The following is a 23266-nucleotide window of genomic DNA, read 5'->3' as shown; positions in this document are numbered from 1 at the left end:
TTTGCGCTCGCTTTTAACCGATTTACTGCTACAGCGTTTAGGCAACCAACAGGCTGGCACGCTGAACAAGCGGCTATACGACAGTATTCGCCTGTCAATTCTCGACGGCGCCATTACCGCGGGCAGCCGACTGCCCTCTTCACGCGATCTGGCCCACGAGTTGTCGCTGTCGCGCAACACGGTATTGGCGGCCTATGAACAGCTTCTGGCGGAAGGCTATATTGAAACCCGAACCGGGAGCGGCACCTTTGTGACGCAGCAGTTGCCGGACGGCAGCATGATGCAGGTACGTAGCGTGAATCTCTCGGCGGCCCGATTGCCGATACAGGAGTTATCGCGCCGGGGACGGCATCTGCTGGGTTATGCCGGGGCATCTCCCCGGCAGTGGGGCGCGTTTATGCCCGGTATTCCTGACATTGCCAGCTTTCCTCTCGATCTGTGGCGCAGAATCCAGACCCGGCTCATACGGCGCGTCAAACCGGAGCAACTTTCCTATTCACCTGTCGGCGGCTGTCCTGAACTTCAACTGGCGCTGATGGATTACCTGCGGGTATCCCGCTCGGTTGAATGCACGCCGGAACAGATTCTGATTACGGAAGGTACGCATCAGGCGATGGATTTGCTGGCGAAGATGCTCTGCAATCCCGGTGACTTGGCCTGGATAGAAGACCCCTGCTATTGGGGAACGCGAAACATTCTGACGATTAATGGTCTTCGGGTCGCCCCTATTGACGTCGATGAACAGGGGATGGTGCCGCCGGATACGGTAACGCCCCAGTCAGTGCCGCGGCTTATCTGCGTTACGCCTTCGCATCAGTACCCGCTGGGCGCGGTGATGAGTCTGGCACGCCGCCAACGGCTGTTGGCATTGGCGCAGGAGCAAGAATGCTGGGTGGTGGAGGATGACTATGATAGCGAATTCCGCTTCTCCGGCAGCCCAATCCCCTCGCTGCAAGGGTTACAGACTCACTCCCCGGTGATTTATATCGGCACTTTCAGTAAAACGCTTTACCCCGGTTTGCGGGTCAGTTATATGGTCTTGCCGCCGCAGTTGGCGCGTGATCTGAAAATCGCCCATTCGGAGATGTACCGTGGCGGCCATTGGCTGACACAGGCCACGCTGAGCCAGTTTATTCAGGAAGGTCACTACGCCGCGCACATCCGCCGTATGCGCCTGCTGTACGCCAAACGGCGCACGATGCTGACAGAGCTGATCGAGCAACAGCTTGGGCCTGAATATGTGGGCGACAACAGCAATGCCGGGCTGCACATGCTGCTTCGGCTGCCTTCAACCACCGATGACGTCCAGCTCAGCACGCAAATTATGCAACGCGGCGTGACGGTCAAACCGCTGTCCAGCTACTATCTGCGCCCAACCCGAAACCGGGGATTATTGCTGGGTTACGCCTCGGTGGAAGAGAGCAATATGACGCAGGCGTTTTCCGTGATTGTGTCCTGTATTCAGGCGTCAAAAAAGGTCGAACGCGGTTTTTGACGCTGTGCCGCGTAAGCACTATTTCGGTGCTCACCAACAACAGGCCTCACCATAACAGGGCGACCCGATTGTCTGATTTTCTCCCTCTTAGTTTTCAACATGCTCGTAATGCTCACTTTTATCAAAACAGGCATGTTTTATGCATCCTGATGGTTGAAGACACCCGTCACTGCGAGAGAATGAAATAATGAGAAATTATGTCAGCTTCAAGAATATCCAGAAAACCTACGATGGCGATCGTCTGGTCGTTAAAAACCTGAATCTGGATATCCATGAAGGCGAGTTTCTGACCCTGCTCGGCCCGTCAGGGTCAGGAAAAACCACCAGCCTGATGATGCTGGCCGGATTTGAAACCCCGACTCAGGGTGAAATTCTGCTGCGCGATACCCCACTGCACCACCTTCCCCCGCATCAGCGCGGCATCGGCATGGTGTTCCAAAATTACGCGTTGTTTCCGCATATGACGGTGGCAGAAAACCTGGCCTTCCCGTTATCCATTCGCCGCATGAATCGTACCGACATCAAAGAAAAGGTCGACAAAGTGCTCGATCGCGTGAAGCTGACCAATCTGGCGGATCGCTATCCGGCGCAAATGTCCGGCGGGCAACAACAGCGCGTGGCGTTGGCGCGCGCGTTAGTATTTGAACCCAAACTGGTATTGATGGACGAGCCGCTGGGGGCGCTGGATAAACAGTTGCGGGAGCATATGCAGTTGGAAATAAAAGAATTGCATGAGGCGTTAGGGTTGACCGTTGTCTATGTCACACACGACCAGAGTGAAGCCATGACCATGTCCAACCGGGTCGCGGTTTTCAACGATGGCATCATTCAGCAGATGGCCAGCCCCAGCGAAATCTACGAAAAGCCGGAAAACACATTCGTCGCGCAGTTTATCGGGGAAAATAACACGCTGATCGCCACACAACTTGGCGCCGACGGCAATTTCTATCGTGCTCAGCTTGACGATGGCACACAACTGCGGGCGTTAAAAGTGCGGCCCAGCTCACCGGGCAAAAAAATCGCTTTGTGTATCCGACCTGAACGCGTTCGGATTAATGCAGCAAACGTTGACAGCCTGGCTCAGCAGGTCAAAGCACGGATTCAGCAGTTCATCTATCTGGGCGACCATGTGCGCATGATGACGGAGGTGGCAGGCCAGCCGCAGTTCATGGTGAAGCTGCCCGCGAGCGAAATTCAACCCCACTGGACAACCGGTTCGGAAGTCACGCTTTCCTGGCACCCGGAGCATCTGCGTGCGCTGGATGTGATTGTCACCCATTAATATTGATCTTCCCTAATAACAAAACCGCCCCGATAAAAACGGGGCGGTTTTCATGCTGCCGATTAATACGCTAATCGCGGATCATGCGGTATATCCACAGCACCACAATGGCGCCAACCACCGCGACAACAAAACTCCCGAAATTGAAACCATCCACCCGCCCAAAGCCAAAGAAGGTGCTGACGTATCCCCCGACCACCGCACCCACAACACCGAGTATGATCGTCACAAAAATTCCGCCGCCGTCTTTGCCCGGCATAATCCACTTCGCCAAAATACCGGCGACTAAGCCAAAAATAACCCAGGACAAAATACCCATAATAACCTCTCTTTAGATTCATCGCGTCCCTCACTCTGCCAACCGTCGGCAGATAAGACACGAGTCCAAGTATAGGCAAAGATTGAAAAAAGCGTCAGGAAGATGCTCAGAAAATCATTAACGCTGATTGGAAAAGCCAGGAGGCAGCGACGTGCCCGGTTTTAACCGTACCGGCATACAGGTGAACAAAATCTCCCTTTATAACACCTAAATAACCGACGTTCGTATAAGGACGACCAAAAAGAGCATTCACTATTAGGAGGGAAACATGGATAGGATTAATAACTGGTACTCAAACGCATATACGCACAATCACTCTATGGATTCATCTTGCAGTGTGTCAGCCACTGAATCCAGTGGCGCCGTAACAGGGCTGTCTGAACAGATCAGCGACTTAACCAGGGAGATAGCCAACAGGACCCGACTGTCCACAACCGGGTATCAAATGGCGATGGACCGTATCAATAATCCGCATAAGCTGGATTCGGACTCACTGATGACGATGAGAAGAGCAGAACAGTATCAAAGTGCGGCGAAATCTGCATATCCGACAGAAACCCTAAAATCGCTTGCTTCTTTGCAACAATCACAGATTTATCACACTTCCAGCGGCGAAATGCTAGGCGCGATTGAAATGTCGCTGGAACAACTCTCCACATGTCTGGACAGATGCAGAGCACACGGTTTTTCCAATTGCGATATGCAAGCGCTGGAAGTCGCACTTCATCTGAAACATCGTTTAGGCGTTGACGACTTCAAGATCATGAGTAATCACAAGCTCAGTCATAATTACGTTGTCATGAATCCGAGTAACACGTTTCCTAGAGGCGCTATCGTCGATTCCTGGACCGGGCAAGGCGTACTGGAATTAAATTTGAAGACGAAACTGAAATTTCAGCATCACGAAGGAAATTGCTATATCAACCAAAATATGCATGACTGGATTGATAGTTACGGCTCCAGCTACGTTTTATAGTACTGAACATGAAATTTAGGCCAGCGAGGTTATCCGCGTTCCCCACCCCACTTACAACTGCGCCTAAACCGACAGGTCATTTATAGACAAAATCCTAATTAATGCGGTGTTGCTCTCGTTTAAACTAAACGATTACACTGTTTTTACGCTGTTTCAACAGGTTTGTAACGTTGAGGAGTAATATGAAAAAAATCAGTAAAGAGCGATTTATCGGGCTGGAGTGGCTACGATTTTTGCTCGGCTGCTATGTTATGATTTATCACACAATACATGCCTATCCACAGCGTTTGCGCGTACCGTTTTTGACCGAGCTCACCAGTATGGGATTTTTTGCCACCAGCACATTTTTTGTGTTGTCGGGTTTTCTCTTGGCGCACGTCTACATCAAAGACGGTCGTTTACGTGAACCGGCCCGACATTTCTGGGCCAAACGCTTGTTTAACCTTTACCCCATCCATATTATCGCGTTGCTCTCGTCGGTTGCCGTCGTGACACTGATGCAATGGCTGGCGGTTCCGCCGGAAGGACAGGTCGCCAGCGCCCGTTTCGTGATTTATGACACCAACGATCCTGCGGCCGACCCACAATCGCTGCGCCACTATATGTCCAATGCACAGTTGGCATTCAACAGCGTTTTACAGTTGCTGTTGTTACAAGCGTGGAATCCCTATTTTCTGACGTTCAACGCCCCGCTGTGGTCGCTTTCCACGCTGTTCTTTTTCTATCTGCTGTTTCCTCTGCTGGCCCCGCGGCTGCTCAACAGCCGTCATCCCTGGCTGTGGATGGGGATTGTCTGCCTGCTCTACCTGCTGCCGCCCATCTGGGTTGTCTGGAGCGAGCAATACGGCATGCCATACACTGGGCTATTGCAACGTGGGCCCATATTCCGTTTACCCGAATTTCTGGCGGGAATTCTCGGTTATGCCCTTTTCCGTCAATATCGTCAGAAAGACGTTTTGCCGCTGACCAGAGTCCAACGCTATGGCGTTGCGCTTTTCATTTTCGCCAACTTTATCGTGGCGACCTGGCTGTTTACCCACGGTGAGGCATACTGGTATTTCCTGCTGCACAACGGTTTGCTGCTGCCCGCGCAGGTGGGTCTGGTTTGTATCAGTGCGCTGGCGCGTGATCCCGATAGCGAATTTCTGCGGCACTGGTCCCCCCGTCTGGGGGCCGCATCGCTGTCGATTTTTGCGTTGCATGTGCCGCTGTTCAACCTGTTTCGCACCCTGGAACAGTTGGTTCGGGGAGATCCGATGGCCTGCTTTACCAATTGGAATCAGTGTATTGCCGCCGCCGGACAGGTTCAGTTGTCAATGACCGGCTACCTTATTTTCCTGATCGCTACCGCCACCCTGTGCGTTATGTTCCAAGAACGTATCATTTTACCCGTTCGCCAGTTCCTGACGGCACGCTTCCTGAATCCGCGTCCAGCGTCCCCGACCTGAGCCTTGCAACAGCTAGCGCGCGAAGTGTGACGAACATCGCGTTATAGCTGTTAATCATCCAACATATCTTTTGTAACTATTTCCATTCTCGCTAATGTTCGTTTTTGACTAGAGCCTCACATCAATTCCTGTTAATGTTTGCCGTTCCGGGATAAACCGGCTTATTACTCAATCGGCTGTACGTCTTGAATGACGTCGTTCAATACTTGTCACCACTGTGTATCTTTATCTGGCAAAATGACACTATCCAAATACGCAATATCTTCCCTGAGCCTGGTTATCGCATATGCTTGCACAAGCATTTCCCAAAGCCGCGCCGATACCGTCTGGTTGACCAACGGCGACCAACTTAGCGGTAAAATCACCCTGCTTGACAGCGGAAAGTTATTCCTCACTACGGATTATGCCGGTACGCTCTCCGTTTCATGGGATAAGGTAAAAACCTTTGAAACCGATCACGGCCTGGTCATTCAGGGCGAACGCTATCAGGACGGCGTACTCTATCCGAAGATTAAAGCCGGGGAAAATCGCGCTATCGTGGCATTACCGTCGCTCGCCAACGATGAATCCGGGCCACAGACGCTGAAACTCTCTGAAATTACCTCAATTGTCGCGCAGAAACCCCTGGTGGAAGACTTTGTCTGGAAAGGCAACATCGACGCAGGCATGTCACACAAGAAAAGTTCGACTGAAACCGACAACTATGATGCCAGCCTGGATACGCAGGCACGCCACGGTACATGGCGTCATAACGTCGACGTCAACTACCACCTGGCGAAAGAAAACAACGTTCAGAGCACTAAAAACGCGTCAGGCGAATATGCGCTGGATAAATTCGTGGATGAAAACTGGTTCTGGCAGGCGCGTTATCGATACAAACGAGACTGGATTGAAAGTATCAAAATCAACCGCTCGTTCGGTCTTGGTCCGGGTTATCAGTTCTGGGATAACGATCTTGGCGCGTTTTCACTGACCACGCTGCTCAGCACCCAGACCTATGTCTACCGGGATGAAGGAAAAGACGACTTTTACTCCGGCGGTGTGAAGTGGGATTACAACCGTTATCTTTACAGTAAATCGATAGAAGCGTTTACCAACGGTGAATTGGGCCGCTCTTTCGACGCTACCGCGCCGCTCTATCTAAAAGCGGAAGCGGGTTTGCGTTTCAAGCTGACCGACTGGTCTTCAATGAGTATGAAAGTGTCACGCACCCGCGTCGAAAGCGATCAGGGTGACGTCGATGATACCCTGTACACGATGGGTGTCGGCGTCGGCTGGTAAACCAGCGCGAAAGCTTGAGCATTAGCGAGCGTTACCAACGACGCTCGCCAACGTAGCGGGCGGCCGCTCTCATTGTTCTTGATCGCTGACGGCTAACTGATGCTGCAAAACACGTACACGCTGCGCAAGTTCGCTCAATCCGTTATCCAGCACGCCGTAGTTTTTCAGTTCTTTTTCCAACGCAAACAGATACTGAGCGTTCGTCCCCAGCGGACCGCTAGCCTGTGCAATCAAGGGCGCAACTTTCTGAATACAGGTATCCTGCTCGACCAGTGGATGTTCAGGTTCAACAACAAACACCAACGCAGTGACAGTGTCACCATCGCGCTTATGCAGTTCACACCATAACGGCCGATAGCAGGCTGTCAGCATTTCACGCTTCCACAGCAGTTCCAAATCTTCCCGCAGAGAAGTCTCAGGCAGACGGAATGCCAAACCGGTGGTATGTCCGCCCTGCTTTAGCGCCAGCATGCGTCCCGGCTGACTTGCCGTACCGCGCCCGACGGTCAGGCGTAAACAAAAAGCCCGATGCCAGCCGTACAGGGTGGCCAGGCAAGCTTCTTCAGCATCGAAAACCGGATTCCACATCAGAGAACCATAGCCGAAAACCCAGACCGGGCTGTCGTCAGGCCGACTAGCGAGGGTTTGCGCCAGCGAGTCCGCCCGCTGCTGTGGTGTGAGTAATAAGGTTTCCTCAATACAACCAAAAGACGTTCTACAATCTGCTTTCTGCAAAAAATCACGTGTTAACACTACTGACAGCTCCTGGTCGTACTTTTTGTTGTTTATGAAAGTCCATTGTCGTTTCAACCTTAAAACCCGATTGTTTTTGCTTGGTTAATTTTACGGCAACACCAGAATCAAGGTTATTCATTTCTGGCTCAGCAATCAAGGTTGATACCGGTCACAAAAAGTAAAAAAGATCACATCGTTATCATTTACATCGCTACACCCGTCATATTTCAAGCACGCGTCCGCCGACTCACTCAGGAAGACAATGCATGGCAAACCGGCAACCCACATTAACACATCAAAAAAATGCCGGATACGCAGGACTGGCTTGTCGGCAGACTAACGGGTCTTCAACTGCACGGGGATCGGGAAGGTGGACGTAATCCGCATTATGTCTGACTTTACTAATGAGAAGAGCAAAATAAACAGCATTAACACCACAAACACCTCGATATCATGAACAACCCTGAATAATAATCATAAAAAAAACACTAGATATTATTATGATAATACAAAAACACTCATATTCCCCACTTTCACATAAATTTTAGCGTTAAGCGTAAAAATTAGTAAAAAAGTCAGCAATCCGCAGATAATTTGCTAACCTATGCTTTCTTTTTACGCTATAACTACTTTTTAGTAACGTCAGTGCCGAAGAAGCCGTTTGATGACGTACTATTTTTTTGCCTCCGCGCATAATTCCTCTGGATAAGGAGAAGCCCCTTAAATGAAGTCTCACACCGAGGTTGTCAAAACCCGCCATCAGGAATATTCGCTTATTCTCCCCATTATTGCGTTGTTCGTTCTGTTCCTGTCGGGAAACTCGCAAAATTTCCTCACCATTCTGGGCATAAACTTGCTGGCTTTAGCCGGTATTCTTTTTAGCGCGTTCAGCGTGGTCCGCCATGCCGATGTGCTGGCCCACCGACTGGGTGAACCCTATGGCTCCCTAATCCTCAGCCTGTCTGTCGTGATCCTTGAAGTCAGTCTGATCTCGGCGCTGATGGCTACCGGCGACGCCGGTCCTAATCTGATGCGCGACACGCTCTATTCCATCATCGTGATTGTGACGGGAGGACTGGTCGGTTTCGCCCTGCTGTTGGGAGGACGGAAATTTGCCACCCAGTACGTCAACCTGAGCGGCATCAAACAATACCTGATGGCGATTTTCCCGTTGGCCGTGCTGGTGCTGGTTTTCCCCAGCGCCTTGCCGGACGGAAATTTCAGCATCGCCCAGTCTCTGATTATCGCCCTGATTTCCGCCGCAATGTACGGCGTATTTCTGTTGATTCAAACCCGTACTCACCAAAGCCTGTTTGTTTACGAGCATGAAGATGAAGGGGACGATCCCCATCATGGGAAACCGTCCGCGCACAGTTCGCTATGGCATACCGTGTGGTTACTTATCCACCTGATTGCCGTTATCAGCGTGACCAAAATGAACTCCCTGCCGTTGGAAACGCTGTTGGCAGAAATGAACGCGCCCGCGCAGTTTACCGGCTTCCTGGTCGCGTTGCTGATTCTGTCGCCGGAAGGACTAGGCGCGATTCGAGCAGTACTGAAAAACCAGGTACAGCGCGCCATGAATCTGTTTTTCGGCTCCGTGTTGGCCACCATTTCCCTCACGGTTCCCACAGTGACGGTGATCGCCATGCTGACAGGCCATTCGCTGAACTTTGGGCTGGATATGCCGCATATCGTCGTGATGCTGTCCGTGCTGGTACTGTGTCATATCACGTTTTCAACCGGCAGAACCAATGTCCTCAGCGGCAGCGCGCATCTTGCCCTTTTCGCCGCTTACCTGATGACCATCATGTTGTAAAACAAAAACCCGCCCGCTTTAACACCCCACTTCACCGGTGCCGCAGAATGCGGCACCGCCCTTATAACCAGCTTCCTCTTGATGTATGTCTGGATCTCTGAAGAGCATAAGGCGTATCGTATATCGCGTATGTCTACGACGGACCGTTTGGCCCGCCATTCTTTGTTTCTTTATTGGTTCTTTCCTCGATGAAAACGCACGGAATTAACGGTATCAAACCGTTCAGCGCACTTCTTGAAGCGTGCTGGCGCGAAAAATATACGCTGCAACGCTTTACTCATGACATCATTGCAGGCATTACGGTTGGGATTATCGCCATACCATTGGCAATGGCGCTTGCTATCGCCAGCGGCGTTCCCCCGCAATATGGTCTGTATACTTCCGCCGTAGCCGGGATCGTTATCGCCGTCAGCGGTGGTTCCCGGTATAGCGTTTCCGGTCCGACAGCGGCTTTCGTTGTCATTCTATATCCGGTTTCTCAGCAGTTCGGTCTTTCCGGGCTGCTGGTCGCCACGCTACTTTCCGGTATTTTTCTGGTCTTGATGGGCGCCTGCCGTCTGGGGCGGCTCATTGAATATATCCCGCTGTCGGTCACGCTGGGATTTACGTCCGGGATTGCCATCACCATCGCCACCATGCAAATTAAAGATTTTTTTGGACTTCATGTGGTGGTGGTGCCCGAGCTCTATGTTGGTAAAGTTGCCGAACTCGCCCGCGCCCTGCCGACATTCCAGCCTGGCGATACGCTGATTGGCATCACCACGCTGATGGTACTGATTGTCTGGCCCAAGCTGGGCATTCGTCTGCCGGGACATCTTCCCGCACTGCTTGCGGGCATGGCGGTGATGGGCGTGCTGTCGCTGTTTGGCTCGGAGGTCGCGACCATCGGTTCTCGTTTCAGCTATCTGCTGGCCGATGGCGCCCAGGGACAGGGGATTCCGCCTATCCTGCCGCGTCTGGTGCTTCCCTGGGATGTTGCCGTTCCGGGCGGCAACACCATGTCGCTGGACTGGCAAAGTATTTCCGCCCTGCTGCCCGCGGCGTTCTCGATGGCAATGCTCGGCGCAATTGAATCCCTGCTTTGCGCCGTGGTTCTGGATGGCATGACCGGCAGAAAACATTACTCGAACGCCGAACTCATGGGACAGGGCTTTGGTAATATCATCGCCCCGTTCTTTGGCGGCATTACCGCTACCGCCGCGATTGCCCGCTCCGCCGCGAACGTACGCGCCGGGGCCACTTCCCCCGTCTCCGCCGTGATCCACGCTTTGCTGGTGTTGCTGGCGCTGTTGGTCCTCGCGCCCTGGCTCTCTTATCTGCCGCTGGCCGCCATGTCCTCGCTGTTGCTGATAGTTGCCTGGAACATGAGCGAAGCCCACAAGGTGGTCGATCTGCTACGTCACGGCCCTAAAGACGACATCATCGTGATGCTGCTTTGCATGTCGCTGACCGTATTGTTTGATATGGTCATCGCCATCACCGTCGGGATTGTGCTGGCGTCATTACTCTTTATGCGTCGTATCGCGCGCATGACCAAACTGAGTGAATTGCCTGAAACCAAGATACCGGACCATCTGGTGCTGCGCGTCAACGGTCCGCTGTTTTTCGCCGCCGCCGAACGTATCTTCAACGAAGTGGAGCAACGCAGCGAGGCGTATCAGACCATTATTCTACAATGGGATGCGGTGCCGGTGCTCGATGCCGGGGGATTGAACGCATTCCTGCGCTTCAGCGAAACGCTGCCGCCAGGCAAGCGTCTGATCGTGACCGATATTCCGTTCCAGCCGTTAAAAACGCTGGCCCGCGCCAATGTCTATCCCATTGAAGGCCGTCTCAGTTTCTATGGTTCACTGTCACTGGCGCTAAAAGCCATTACAGAAAATCAATCTGCCGCGGTCGCTGAATAAGCAAACCATTTAACGGGCAGGCGTGCTCTGCCCGTCAAAACCCAGCATCGGTGCCGTCGAACGTCTTTAATGCGGCAACATCGGCGACTTGATACAGATGGAAAGTCGCTCGTTATGCTGGGTCAGGGTTAGCGTGTCGCTACATTCATGCGATATTGTGCGTAATTGCTCGCTGGTCAGCGGATAGGGCAACAGAATATCAAACGCGGTCAGCCCCTGCTGCTGCGCCAACGTGATCAGCCTCACGATATTCGTCTCGTCACTGACCTGAGTGGATAGCACCTGTAGCGCCAGCACTTTCAATCGATCCTCCGTTGCGTCCTGACGGGACAACGGCCTTTTAGTCACCATGCCAAAAATCGGCAACACGCCGTACATCGCATCCATAAAACGCCAGCGTTTATTGCACAACGCCGCCAAATAATCAGTGTAATCGATACAGATCTTTTCACTGGAACCCGCAGATTCAGGGCAATCCTTATTCATTCCCCTATTCTCCTCTTCACCAGTGGCTTTTCACACTATTTCAGAGTAAAACCCTACCCTCTCTGATAGCTTATTCGGGTATATTGACACGGTTCATTGTGGTTTTACAGCTTGTTCAGGAGTATGGCTTGTGGCAGCTTTTTCTTCCGCGCCGGTTTTAATCACCGGCGGCGCCCGACGCATCGGGCTTGCGTTGGCCCGTTCATTTCTGGCGCAAAATATTCCGGTCATCGTCAGCTATCGTCGCGTTTACCCGGCGCTAGACGCGTTGACGCAGCAAGGCGCCATCTGTCTGTCTGCCGACTTTTCCACCAACGAGCAGATTTATGCCTTCGCCGACCAGATCAAAACCCTTGCCCCCCGACTGCGCGCCATCATTCACAACGCCAGCAGTTGGCGGCCAGAGAGCGCGGATACGTCACCGGAAAAGGTCCTGGCGGAGATGCTGCAAATACACGTCAACACCCCTTATTTATTAAATCAATTACTGGAGTCTTGTCTGCGCGGCCAGGGCGCCGCAGGTGCCGATATTATTCACCTGACTGACTACGTGGTGGAAAAAGGCAGCGACAAACACATCGCCTATGCCGCCAGCAAAGCGGCGCTCGACAACATGACCCGCTCATTTGCCCGCAAGCTGGCCCCTGAAGTGAAAGTCAACGCCATCGCGCCCGCGCTGATTATGTTTCATGAGCACGACGCGGCCTCATATCGCCAGCAGGCGTTGGACAAATCGCTGATGAAAATCGCACCGGGCGAAGAAGAAATCGTCCGGCTGGTGGATTACCTGCTTGCCAGCCATTATCTGACAGGCAAAACTATCGGGCTGGATGGCGGCAGGTTGTTGCGCTGATATCGCTATCTTCCATTTGTTCTTACGCTTTCCCCATACCGCCCAGCGCTTTAACACCCGTTTACGCTTGATTGCTAGTACCAACTGGCGCACGAGGCTATGCTGGTATGGGACTTTTTTTAACGACACGGATACCATGCCGAAAATAGTTTTTGTCGAAGATGATGCGGAAGTCGGCAAGCTGATTGCCGCTTATCTGGGTAAGCACGATATTGATGTTCAGGTCGAACCGCGTGGCGATCACGCGCTGGCGTTTATTGCGCAGCAACAGCCCGATCTGGTATTGCTGGATATCATGCTGCCCGGTAAAGACGGCATGACCCTCTGCCATGAATTGCGGCCACAGTACGGCGGCCCAATCGTTTTGCTCACCTCGTTGGACAGCGACATGAACCATATTCTGGCGCTGGAAATGGGCGCTGATGATTACCTTCTGAAAACCACGCCCCCTGCGGTTTTGCTTGCTCGTCTGCGCCTGCATTTGCGCCAGTACGCCGTGATGCCGCAGAGCGGCGTAGAGCGTGCTCCGGCAGCGTTGCAGGTTCACAAACCGTTGCATTTTGGTCTGCTGTGTATCGACCCGGTAAATCGCGCGGTGATGCTGGGCAAAGAGGATATCATGTTGTCCACCGCCGATTTTGATCTGCTCTGGCAGCTGGCTACCCATGCCGGTCACATCATGGATCGCGACGCGTTGCTGAAAAACCTGCGCGGCGTCAGCTATGACGGCATGGATCGCAGCATCGACGTCGCCATTTCCCGGCTACGAAAAAAACTGTACGACAATCCGCAGGAGCCCTTTCGTATCAAGACAATACGCAATAAAGGTTACCTGTTTGCGCCTAATACCTGGGAAAGCGCCACACAATGAAAAAGTTGTTTATCCAGTTTTTTTTGCTGCTGTTTGCCTGCTTCGTGGTGATGACGCTACTGGTGGGGCTGGTGTATAAAGTCACGGCGGAACGCGCCGGGCGGCAGTCCATGAATGACTTAATGAAAAGCTCGCTCTATCTGATCCGTAACGAGCTGCGAACCATTCCCCCGCGCGACTGGCATAAAACCATCAATCAGATGGATTTGAATCTGTCGTTCAAATTGCATATCGAGCCGTTGAATAAATATGCGCTGCCGCCAAACGCCCGGCTGCGTCTTCGGCAGGGCGAGATCGTGGCGCTCGACCATGAATATACCTTTATCCAACGTATCCCGCGCAGCCACTATGTGCTGGCCGTCGGCCCCATTCCGTACCTGTTTTTCCTGCACGAAATACGCCTGCTGGATCTGCTGCTGGTGATACTCATTGGCCTGTCACTGGCCTTGCCGGTATTTTTGTGGATGCGCCCGCACTGGAAATCGATGCTGAAACTCGAAAACGCGGCGCAACGTCTGGGAGACGGTCACCTTAAAGAGCGGCTCCATTTTGATCAAACCTCCAGCCTGTTCCGGCTTGGCGTCGCTTTTAACCGGATGGCGGATAACCTGAACCAACTGATCGCCAGTAAAAAACAGCTGATTGACAATATTGCCCATGAGTTGCGTACCCCGCTTGTACGCCTGCGTTATCGGCTCGCCATGAGTGAAAATTTGACGGAGGAAGAGCGGCAAGCGCTGAACCGCGATATCGGTCAGTTGGAAGCGTTGATTGACGAACTCATTACCTATGCCCGGCTTGACCGTCCTCAGGTCGCCTTACATCTCGCCCCCGTCGATTTTCCCAAGTGGTTACAAACCAAAGTTGATGATTTCCGGCTGATCCACCCGGACAAAACCATTACGCTGGATATTCCTCATCCAGACGATTTTGGCCCGCTTGACCTGCGCCTGATGGAACGGGTACTGAATAATCTCGTCAACAACGGGCTCCGTTTTTGCCGGCGGCGGCTGCATATCAGCCTATTGCTGAACCCCGACGGGAGCGCTTGTCTTCAGGTCGAGGATGACGGCCCCGGCATTGCGCCGGATAGCCGCGATCATATTTTTGAACCCTTTGTCCGCCTCGAAGCCGGAATAGAAAACAGCAGCGGCGGCTGCGGATTAGGCCTGGCGATTGTACACGCCATCGCTCGCGCCTATGACGGCACCGTCGCGGTCGACGGCAGTCCGCTTGGCGGCGCCCGCTTCCGCTTTCACTGGCCGCAAAAAAACCTGCCGCCGACGCAGATTGCCCCCTGAAACTCGCTCTATTTTCACCCGAATGTATGAAGCCGCCGCAGCGTGTACATTCGGTTACACGCCGAAACCAATCACTTACGGAAGCCGCCCGCTTTTCTCCTTATGCTCTGTTCACCGGCCCTAATCGGGGTCATGAAACCTGAAAGAGATAACGAGGAAATGATGATGAAAAAAGTATTAGTTGCAATCACTGGCGCTGCCCTGGGTCTGTCCTCTGTCGCCTTTGCCGCGGATACCACAACCCACGCCTCGGCTCAAGTGACCGCTCCGGCAACCACGACTACTCCGGCTCGCGTTACCCATACCCAAAAACACATGAAGAAAACGCCCCCTACGGAGCAAAAAGCGCAAGCGGCAAAAAAACATGTGAAAAAAGCGAAAACGGCAAAACCCGATACGACCCCGCCAGCCGCCTGATAAAAGATTCACCTCAATGGGTTAGCCCCCTCTGAGAAGGGGGTGATACGCGGAGGGGGATTAAGACAAGGCCAGAATGTTGTCAGCAGTCTGCACACCCGGTTTACCGGGTGTATTTCATGGATATCGGATGATGTTACGTCGTTACTCATATGAAATCATCTTATCCCTTGTCATCCTCTGTGGGCTCATTACTCTGCTCTTTTTCCTGTAATCCCTTAGATCAGCCCCCGTTTTACGCTGAAAATGCCCGCCATCCCTAATCATGCTATGGAAAATCCATCTATAGTTATTTCACTTGACAGGTTCGGTAATTCGCTGACTTTTAACGTAAGGCACACTATTACATGCGCATATCAGCCGGATTATTATGTTCATTCTTCCTTGCCGCAACCGCAAGTTGGGCGGAGATCCCTTCCCCAGAGGCAGAAAAACAGCAGCAGATTTTATTTTTTAATCATGACGACCGGAACAGCGTGGACGATCCCTCCCAGTGGCCGTGGCAGGCGATCGGTCAACTGGAAACCATCAGCGGCAATCAGTGTACCGCGACCCTGATTTCTCCCCATCTTGCCCTTACCGCCGGGCATTGCGTACTCACGCCCCACAAACGCAAGGTAGATAAACCTGTCGCGCTGCGCTTTCTGGCAACGAAGAAGGGCTGGCGCTATGAAACCAAAGACATTGAAGCGCTGGTGAATAAAAAACTCAGCAGGCAGTTGAAGGCCGATGGCGAAGGCTGGATTGTACCTTCGCCTGCCGCGCCGTGGGACTACGCGCTGATCCGGTTAAAGCAGCCGCCCCCCGGTATCGCCCCCCTCCCTATGTGGCAAGGTAATCGTCAGTCGCTCATCGAGGCGCTGCAACAAAACCGGCGGCGGGTAACGCAAGCGGGTTACCCTGAAGATCATCAGGATACGCTGTACCGTCATCAGGATTGTCTGATTACCGGCTGGGCCCAACCCGCGGTGCTGACACACCAGTGCGATACATTGCCGGGTGACAGTGGTTCTCCGCTCATGCTGCACACCGAGTCAGGATGGCGATTAATCGCTATTCAAAGCTCAGCGCCGGCGGCCAGCGATCGTAAACGGGCCGACAACCGCGCCGTTTCGGTTACCGCCATTCGTCAGCAACTGGAAATGCTGGCAAGCGAGGCCCGCGCCGCGCGCTGATATCGTCTCGCGTCTGGCTGTCTCGCATCCGATTACGGCACATCAACTCCGTATAAACTATGCTTGATGTAGACCACCCACTTTATCAGGCAACCTTGGTCCTTAATTTATAGCATTATAAATCATAGCGTTAATCGCTTTGCGATAAACCACATTCTTTTTACTTCCTCTATGTTACTGTATCTTAAATTAATTAAAGCAAAAGAACGCTCTATTATTACTCAAGAAGAGGGGTAGCATGTTAAGGCATTTAGATCATGATGAAAAAAAACGCATGCAGACTCTCGATAAGCTAAAAAATCTTGAAACATCTCAAGACCGCATACTTGATACAATCACCAATCTGACCTGTCAGTTGCTTAACGTACCCACGGCACTGATCACCCTCATCGGTACAAAGAAACAGCATATAAAAGCCAAGACCAATTTTGTTTTAAACGAAATGGAAAAAGTCGGGTCATTCGATCATTACATGGTTCAGACAGGCAATATACTGATTTGCCAGGATGCATTGCAGGATAAGCGCTTCAAAAACAGTCCCTATGTCACGGGTGAGCCACACATTCGCTTTTATGCGGGAGCACCGCTTATCACAGCAGACGGCCATCCCATCGGTACGATCTGCGCGATTGATTATATCCCTCGGACTTTCGACAAGATACAGCTGAGTAAGCTCACTGATCTGGCGGCGATTGTCATGGCATTGATTGACTACCGCAATGCCATCGGCCTGATTGATGCGGTTACCGCCTTACCAAACCGGCAGCGGCTGATGGAGGATATCGGCCACTTGACGGACATCCATGAAAACTACCTGCTGGTGCTGATCGACAGCATTGATATTTCATACGCCTACCAAATGGGGCGCTCACTCGGTATGCCGACCGTGGAAGCCATCCTGAAAGATGTCGGCACATTTCTGCGCCTTGCCTTCCACGCTCACGGGAGCATTTACAGCGCGGCCGTAGGGCGTTTCGCTCTGCTGGTGAAAGCAGAAAAAAAAGTGCAGTTACTTGATGAATTGGCTGTTTGCGCCGATCGTATTAACGACAGTATTACCAGTCATGTGCCGTTAAAACTGGAGTTGTTTGCCGGTTATACGGAATTCCAGATCCCCGTGGACAACCCGCAACGTATTCTGCGCGAATCCATGAGCGCATTGCATGACGCCATTGATAACAATGTGCGTTACAGCGCCTACGACGCGGCCAGCGATCAAACCAAACGCCTGGCTTTTACATTGGTTAATGATCTGTCCGACATATTAAAAAACGATAAACCCGGCCTGTATTTGGTTTATCAGCCCAAATTGAACATCACCGACCATACTGTGATTGGTGCGGAAGCGCTGATCCGATGGCACCATTCCGAATTAGGTGAAATTTATCCCGATCAATTTATTCCCCTGGCAGAAAGCACCACGCTGATGCGTCCGCTGACGCAATGGGTAATCAAACAGACCGCCAAACAGCTAAAAACCTGGCGTCAGGCGGGACTGTTATTTCCCGTGTCCATCAATGTCGCGGCCAGTAATTTTGCTGAAGACGACTTTATTGAACGTTTAATTAATCTTCTTGATAACTACGGTTTAACGCCGAGCGATATTCAAATTGAATGTGTGGAAACACAGAAAATCCACGAAAGTTCAGAAATGATTGCCGCTATTTTGACGTTACAACGACACGGATTTATTATTGCCCTTGATGATTTTGGCGCCGGCTACAGCAATCTGACCTATCTGAGAAATATTCCGGCTACGGTTATCAAGCTGGATAAATCACTGATAAAAGATATTAAAACCGATCAGAATAGCAGGGTCATTGTCGAATCCATCATCAGTATGCTGCACAAACTTAATTATTCAGTACTGGCGGAAGGCGTCGAAAATAAAGACACGCTCGATTATCTAACCCAATTTGGTTGCGATGAAGTTCAGGGCTATTATTTTTCCCGACCGATTTTACCGGAAGCATTCACCACCTGGCTGGCTAACCACAAAGCCCAGTGATGCGTCTTGCCAAAACGCGTGGTTCACGTCATAGACATATGAGAACGGCAATCAGGGTTTCGAGCACGTTATGACCATATTTGATAACCAACAAGACCTCGACGATATTCGGCAAGCCATTGCATTGTTGGAAGCGCCCTCAATCACTATCCAGTTGGCGAATCTGGCGGGAAAGCCGATTGAATGGAGCCTGTCAAAACTGCCTGCATGGGTGAAAAACAACGTTCAGAATGTGGTTCACGCCGCGCTGCATAAATCTGTCGATGCCGCGTTGTACACGCTGGATGACACGCCCAAACGCGCCTCATCGCCGAAGAGCCATACGCTGGCCGCGGCGACATCGGGGGCGGTCAGCGGCTTTTTCGGCGCGGCGGGATTGATGGTCGAATTGCCTGTCACTACAACGATCATGATGCGTTCCGTTGCCGATATCGCCCGCAGCGAAGGTTTCTCATTGGCCGATTTTTCCGTCAAAGCCGCCTGCGTGGAAGTGTTCGCGCTGGGTGGCAAGAGCAAAAACGATGACACCGCAGATTCTGCCTACTACGCTTCCCGCGCCGTTCTTGCCGATGTCACGAAACATGCCACCCGCGAATTGATCGAGCTTGCCGGCAAGAAGGGAGCGGAAAAAACCTCGGCGAGAATCACTACGTCACAGGCAGGCAGAACGCTGGCCAGGCTAATTGATGCCGTTGCGACCCGGCTGGGCATTACCATCACGGAAAAAATGGCCGCCCAAATCGTTCCGGTCATCGGCGCCGCCAGCGGCGCGGCCATCAATACCCTGTTCATTCATCATTATCAGAATATGGCGCGAGGCCATTTCATTATCCAACGTCTGGAACAAAAATACGGCGAAGAAGAAATTAAGTCGGCGTATGTGCGGTTGAAAGACTGAAACAGTCCGGTACTGGCTGCCTTTTACCCCGTCTGTTCCATCGCCTGTAATATCCGTTTGTCTGATACTGGAAACGGCGTCCCCAATTGTTGCGCAAAGTAGCTCACCCGCAGCTCTTCAATCATCCAACGGATCGCTTTCACCTCCTCATCCTCCCGCCGTTCAGCCGGCAGCTTACTCCACCACTGCCGCCAGGCCTGCTGCACCTGTTCGACCTTGAGCATTTGCGCCCGATCGCGGTGAGCGTCCTGCGCCAGTTTTTCCAGCCGACGCTCTATCGCCTGTAGGTAACGCAGCACATCCGGTAGCCGACGCCAGCCATTTTCAGTCACGAAGCCGCGGAACACCAATCCATTAATCTGGTTTTTGATATCGTTCAGCGCCAGCGCCATCGTCATATCAATTCGCCCTTTCAACCGCTTGTTGATGGCAAACACCAGGGTCAGAATCTGTTCAACCTGTTGGGCAATATCCACCACCGTGTCGTTCAGTTCCGCGCGCACTTTTTCATGCAGTTGCCTGAAAGCGTCTTCCTGCCACACCGGGCCGCCAAACTCGGCAACCAACTTATCCACCGCACAGGCAATACAATCGTCGATCAGATCAAGCACTTTGCCGTAAGGATTGAAGTACAACCCCAGCTTTGCCTTATTGGGTAACTTCTCATGCAGATATTTAATCGGCGAAGGAATGTTCAGCAACAGTAAACGCCGCAGCCCCTGCCGCATCGCCTGCTGCTGTTGATGTGGCGTATCAAACAGGCGGATCGCCACACTCTGTTTTTCATCCACCAGCGCCGGGTATGCTTTTACCGAGTACCCCCCCCGCTTTTGCTCATAGCAGTCGGGAAGAGAACCAAAACTCCAGACGTGTAGATTGCGCTGTTCCAACCCGTCATCCGCTACGGCGGAGAGCGTCTGCTGGACTTTATCTTTCAGTTGATCTTTCAGCGCATTCAGGTCTTTACCCTCACGCAATGGGCGATTTTTCTCATCCACCACGCGGAACGTCACTTTCAGATGATCGGGCACCTGATCCCATTGCCACTCGTCGCGCGGCACGGTGACGCCCGTCATCAGCCGCAATTCACGCTCCAATGACTCCAGCAGGCTTTTTTCCAGCGGCGTGGCGCGCGCCAGAAACGCTTCGGCGTAATTGGGCGCGGGTACAAAGTTGCGGCGCATCGGTTTCGGCAACGATTTGATTAAGGCAATCACCAGTTCGCGGCGCACACCGGGAATTTGCCATTCAAACCCCTCGTCACGCACCTGATTAAGAATCGGCAAAGGGATATGCACCGTCACGCCGTCGGCGTCCGTTCCCGGTTCAAACTGATAAGAAAGACGCAGCTTCAGGTTGCCCTGATGCCAGAAATTCGGATAATCCAGCGCGCTGACTTTATCCGCCCCCTCTTTGATCAACATACTTTTTTCAAAGTTCAGCAGATCGGCATTCTGGCGGCCGGCGGTTTTCCACCACTGGTCAAAATGACGGGCGGAGATAATATCGTGCGGCAGGCGCCGATCGTAAAAAGCGAACAGTGTTTCATCGTCCACCAGAATGTCGCGGCGACGTGATTTATTCTCCAGTTCCTCAACTTCAGCCAGCAATTTCAGATTAGCGCGGAAAAACGCATGCGGGGTCTGCCAGTCACCTTCCACCAACGCATGGCGAATAAACAACTCACGCGCCAGCACGGGATCGATCTGGCTATAATTCACTTTCCGCGCCGCCACAATCGGCAAGCCGAACAGAGTGACTTTTTCCTGCGCCATGGCCGTTCCCTGCGCTTTTTCCCAGTGTGGATCGCTATAGCTGCGCTTGATCAGATGCTGAGCCAGCGGCTCAATCCATTCTGGCTCGATGCGTGCGGCAATCCGTCCCCACAACCGACTGGTTTCCACCAGTTCGGCCACCATCGTCCATTTCGGCGGTTTTTTGAATAGCCCGGAACCTGGAAAAAGAGCGAACCGCGCGTTGCGCGCGCCGCTGAACGCCTGTTTCTCGATATCTTTCTGGCCAATGTGCGACAACAACCCCGTCAGTAACGCGCAGTGAATACTGCGATAATCGGCGGGCTCGCTGTTTACCGGTAATCCCAGCGTTTTCACCACCTGACGCAGTTGGGTGTAGATATCCTGCCACTCGCGCACCCGCAGATAGTTCAGGTAATCACTGCGGCACAGCCGACGGAACTGGCTGGAAGATAAGGCTTTTTGCTGTTCGCGCAGATAGTCCCATAACTTGACGAACGCCAGAAAGTCGGATTCTTTATCGACAAAACGGCGATGCTTTTCATCCGACGCCTGCTTTTTATCCAATGGCCGCTCGCGCGGATCCTGAATGGACAGCCCGGCGGTAATTACCATCACTTCCCGCACACAGCCAGTTTTGCGGGCCTCCAGCACCATGCGCGCCAAACGGGGATCGATAGGCAATTGCGCCAATTGGCGTCCCTGCGGGGTCAAATGGTAGTGACCGGTTTCCGCCAGTTGGATCGCGCCCAGCTCCTCCAACAGTCGCACGCCATCCTGAATATTGCGTTTATCCGGCGCCTCGACAAACGGAAACGCCGCAATATCCCCCAGCCCCAGCGCCGTCATTTGCAAAATAACGGATGCCAGATTGGTACGCAGAATTTCCGGGTCGGTAAATTCCGGGCGTGACAGAAAATCCTGTTCGGAATAGAGACGAATACAAACCCCGGCGGCCACGCGACCGCAGCGCCCTTTACGCTGATTGGCCGACGCCTGGGAAATCGCCTCAATCGGCAGGCGCTGCACTTTGGTTCGGAAACTGTAACGGCTGATGCGCGCCGTGCCGGGATCAATCACATAGCGGATACCCGGCACCGTCAGCGACGTTTCCGCCACGTTGGTCGCCAGCACAATACGCCGGCCGTGGTGTGACTGGAAGACCCGGTTTTGCTCCTGATTGGACAACCGGGCATACAGCGGCAAAATTTCAGTATGCGGCAAATCCAGTTTGGTCAACGCATCGGCGGTATCGCGGATTTCCCGCTCACCGCTCATAAAGATCAGGATATCGCCGGGCCCTTCCCGGCCCAGTTCATCCACCGCATCAAAGATGGCCTGTAGCTGATCGCGGTCGCTCTCCTCGGCCTCTTCCACCACCGGCCGGTAGCGCACCTCCACCGGGTAGGTGCGCCCCGAGACTTCAACGATCGGCGCATTGTCAAAATGGCGGGAAAATCGTTGAGGATCAATGGTCGCGGAGGTAATGATGACCTTCAAATCAGGACGCTTCGGCAGAAGCTGGCGTAAATACCCCAGAATGAAATCGATATTGAGGCTGCGCTCGTGCGCTTCATCGATAATCAGCGTGTCATACTGCATTAACAGCCGATCCTGCTGAATTTCCGCCAGCAGAACACCATCGGTCATCAGCTTCACCAGCGTATCGTCGCCCACCCGATCATTAAAGCGAACCTTGTAACCAACGCATCCGCCCAGCGGCGTTTCCAACTCTGCCGCAATGCGATCGGCCACCGTTCTGGCCGCCAGACGCCGTGGCTGAGTATGACCAATCAAGCCACGCACGCCGCGTCCCAATTCCAGGCAAATCTTCGGCAACTGCGTGGTTTTCCCCGATCCGGTTTCCCCCGCCACGATGACGACCTGATGCTCGCGCAACGCGCTGATAATCGCGTCTTTCTTCTGGCTGACAGGCAACTGTTCGGGATAATGAATAGCCGGGCGGGCGGCCCGCCGATTTTCCACTCTCTGGCGGGCGACAGCGATCTCCCCCTCAATTTCCTGAGCAATCGCAGCCTGAGCCTGAGGGTTGCCAACTTTCGCGGCGCCCTGTAAACGACGGCGCAGGCGTTGCTGATCGCGGAGCATTAACTCATTTAACGACGTAGATAATGCGCTGAGCGGTGATTTCACGTAGCTATTCCTTAAAACTTTTTCATATTACGAGCGATGCTTAGCCCCGATTCCAGTCACTTAAGCCGGAATATTTTCCAGCATACC

General features: G+C 52.7%; 19 protein-coding genes. 15 read left to right on the top strand and 4 right to left on the bottom strand.

What is annotated here, in order from left to right:
• Position 1: 1 nt before the first annotated feature.
• Both pdxR and EH207_RS08265 read left to right on the top strand, forming a co-directional pair.
• The gene (gene pdxR, locus EH207_RS08270) at positions 2–1495 is read left to right on the top strand and encodes a MocR-like pyridoxine biosynthesis transcription factor PdxR (protein WP_137713556.1); all 1494 of its coding nucleotides are present in this window, start codon (positions 2–4) and stop codon (positions 1493–1495) included.
• 187 nt (positions 1496–1682) lie between these two features.
• Positions 1683–2777, top strand: coding sequence for an ABC transporter ATP-binding protein (locus EH207_RS08265; protein WP_137713555.1), 1095 nt, complete (start codon positions 1683–1685; stop codon positions 2775–2777).
• A gap of 70 nt (positions 2778–2847) precedes the next feature.
• Here the strand turns inward: EH207_RS08265 and EH207_RS08260 are convergent, their stop codons facing one another.
• Positions 2848–3096: a GlsB/YeaQ/YmgE family stress response membrane protein gene (locus EH207_RS08260; RefSeq protein WP_137713554.1), complete on the bottom strand. Its 249-nt coding sequence runs from the start codon at positions 3094–3096 to the stop codon at positions 2848–2850.
• A 268-nt stretch (positions 3097–3364) separates the two neighbouring features.
• Between EH207_RS08260 and EH207_RS08255 the strand changes: the two genes are divergently transcribed.
• From EH207_RS08255 to EH207_RS08245, 3 genes are all read left to right on the top strand, one after another.
• A complete protein-coding gene (locus EH207_RS08255) occupies positions 3365–4072 on the top strand; it encodes a hypothetical protein (RefSeq protein ID WP_217496122.1) in 708 nt (235 codons plus the stop codon).
• A gap of 182 nt (positions 4073–4254) precedes the next feature.
• A complete protein-coding gene (locus EH207_RS08250) occupies positions 4255–5520 on the top strand; it encodes an acyltransferase family protein (RefSeq protein ID WP_137713553.1) in 1266 nt (421 codons plus the stop codon).
• A 237-nt stretch (positions 5521–5757) separates the two neighbouring features.
• Positions 5758–6801 carry a DUF481 domain-containing protein gene (locus tag EH207_RS08245; protein WP_137713552.1) on the top strand — a complete coding sequence of 348 codons (1044 nt, stop codon included), beginning with the start codon at positions 5758–5760 and terminating at the stop codon, positions 6799–6801.
• Between the two features lie 69 nt (positions 6802–6870).
• Here EH207_RS08245 and EH207_RS08240 read toward each other — a convergent pair whose 3' ends face one another.
• The gene (locus EH207_RS08240) at positions 6871–7554 is read right to left on the bottom strand and encodes a gamma-glutamylcyclotransferase (protein ID WP_137713551.1); all 684 of its coding nucleotides are present in this window, start codon (positions 7552–7554) and stop codon (positions 6871–6873) included.
• 706 nt (positions 7555–8260) lie between these two features.
• On the opposite strand from EH207_RS08240, the gene chaA reads away from it, so the two are divergent.
• Positions 8261–9355, top strand: coding sequence for a sodium-potassium/proton antiporter ChaA (chaA, locus tag EH207_RS08235; RefSeq protein ID WP_137713550.1), 1095 nt, complete (start codon positions 8261–8263; stop codon positions 9353–9355).
• A 188-nt stretch (positions 9356–9543) separates the two neighbouring features.
• Positions 9544–11262 (top strand): C4-dicarboxylic acid transporter DauA, encoded by a 1719-nt coding sequence (gene dauA / locus EH207_RS08230; protein ID WP_137713549.1) that lies wholly within the window; start codon positions 9544–9546, stop codon positions 11260–11262.
• A gap of 66 nt (positions 11263–11328) precedes the next feature.
• Here the strand turns inward: dauA and EH207_RS08225 are convergent, their stop codons facing one another.
• On the bottom strand, positions 11329–11748 hold the full coding sequence (locus EH207_RS08225) for a hypothetical protein (RefSeq protein WP_137713548.1): 420 nt from the start codon (positions 11746–11748) through the stop codon (positions 11329–11331).
• Positions 11749–11878: 130 nt separating this feature from the next.
• Here EH207_RS08225 and folM point away from each other — a divergent pair, with 130 nt between their 5' ends.
• The 8 genes from folM (at position 11879) to EH207_RS08190 (ending at position 19271) form a co-directional block, all read left to right on the top strand.
• The gene (gene folM, locus EH207_RS08220) at positions 11879–12601 is read left to right on the top strand and encodes a dihydromonapterin reductase (RefSeq protein ID WP_137713547.1); all 723 of its coding nucleotides are present in this window, start codon (positions 11879–11881) and stop codon (positions 12599–12601) included.
• 136 nt (positions 12602–12737) lie between these two features.
• Complete coding sequence (gene rstA / locus EH207_RS08215) at positions 12738–13472, top strand: two-component system response regulator RstA (RefSeq protein ID WP_137713546.1); 735 nt, start codon at positions 12738–12740, stop codon at positions 13470–13472.
• Entirely contained in the window at positions 13469–14773 is a 1305-nt protein-coding gene (gene rstB / locus EH207_RS08210; RefSeq protein ID WP_137713545.1) for a two-component system sensor histidine kinase RstB, read from the top strand. The genes rstA and rstB overlap by 4 nt, the downstream gene beginning before the upstream one ends.
• A gap of 165 nt (positions 14774–14938) precedes the next feature.
• Positions 14939–15190: an acid resistance repetitive basic protein Asr gene (gene asr / locus EH207_RS08205; RefSeq protein ID WP_137713544.1), complete on the top strand. Its 252-nt coding sequence runs from the start codon at positions 14939–14941 to the stop codon at positions 15188–15190.
• Positions 15191–15266: 76 nt separating this feature from the next.
• The gene (gene ydgU, locus EH207_RS18685; protein WP_483995148.1) at positions 15267–15404 is read left to right on the top strand and encodes a small membrane protein YdgU; all 138 of its coding nucleotides are present in this window, start codon (positions 15267–15269) and stop codon (positions 15402–15404) included.
• 133 nt (positions 15405–15537) lie between these two features.
• Positions 15538–16365, top strand: a complete 828-nt coding sequence (locus EH207_RS08200) for a trypsin-like serine peptidase (protein WP_137713543.1) — start codon at positions 15538–15540, stop codon at positions 16363–16365.
• A 238-nt stretch (positions 16366–16603) separates the two neighbouring features.
• The gene (locus EH207_RS08195; RefSeq protein ID WP_137713542.1) at positions 16604–18373 is read left to right on the top strand and encodes a sensor domain-containing phosphodiesterase; all 1770 of its coding nucleotides are present in this window, start codon (positions 16604–16606) and stop codon (positions 18371–18373) included.
• 70 nt (positions 18374–18443) lie between these two features.
• Positions 18444–19271, top strand: a complete 828-nt coding sequence (locus EH207_RS08190; protein WP_137713541.1) for an EcsC family protein — start codon at positions 18444–18446, stop codon at positions 19269–19271.
• Between the two features lie 23 nt (positions 19272–19294).
• Here EH207_RS08190 and hrpA read toward each other — a convergent pair whose 3' ends face one another.
• Positions 19295–23179 carry an ATP-dependent RNA helicase HrpA gene (hrpA, locus tag EH207_RS08185; RefSeq protein ID WP_137713540.1) on the bottom strand — a complete coding sequence of 1295 codons (3885 nt, stop codon included), beginning with the start codon at positions 23177–23179 and terminating at the stop codon, positions 19295–19297.
• Positions 23180–23266 lie beyond the last annotated feature (87 nt).

The sequence above is a fragment of the Brenneria rubrifaciens genome (genome assembly GCF_005484945.1).
In the GTDB taxonomy this organism is placed as follows: Bacteria; Pseudomonadota; Gammaproteobacteria; order Enterobacterales; family Enterobacteriaceae; genus Brenneria; species Brenneria rubrifaciens.
Note: the sequence above shows the minus strand (reverse complement) of the source record. Positions and strands in the feature narration are given on the sequence as shown.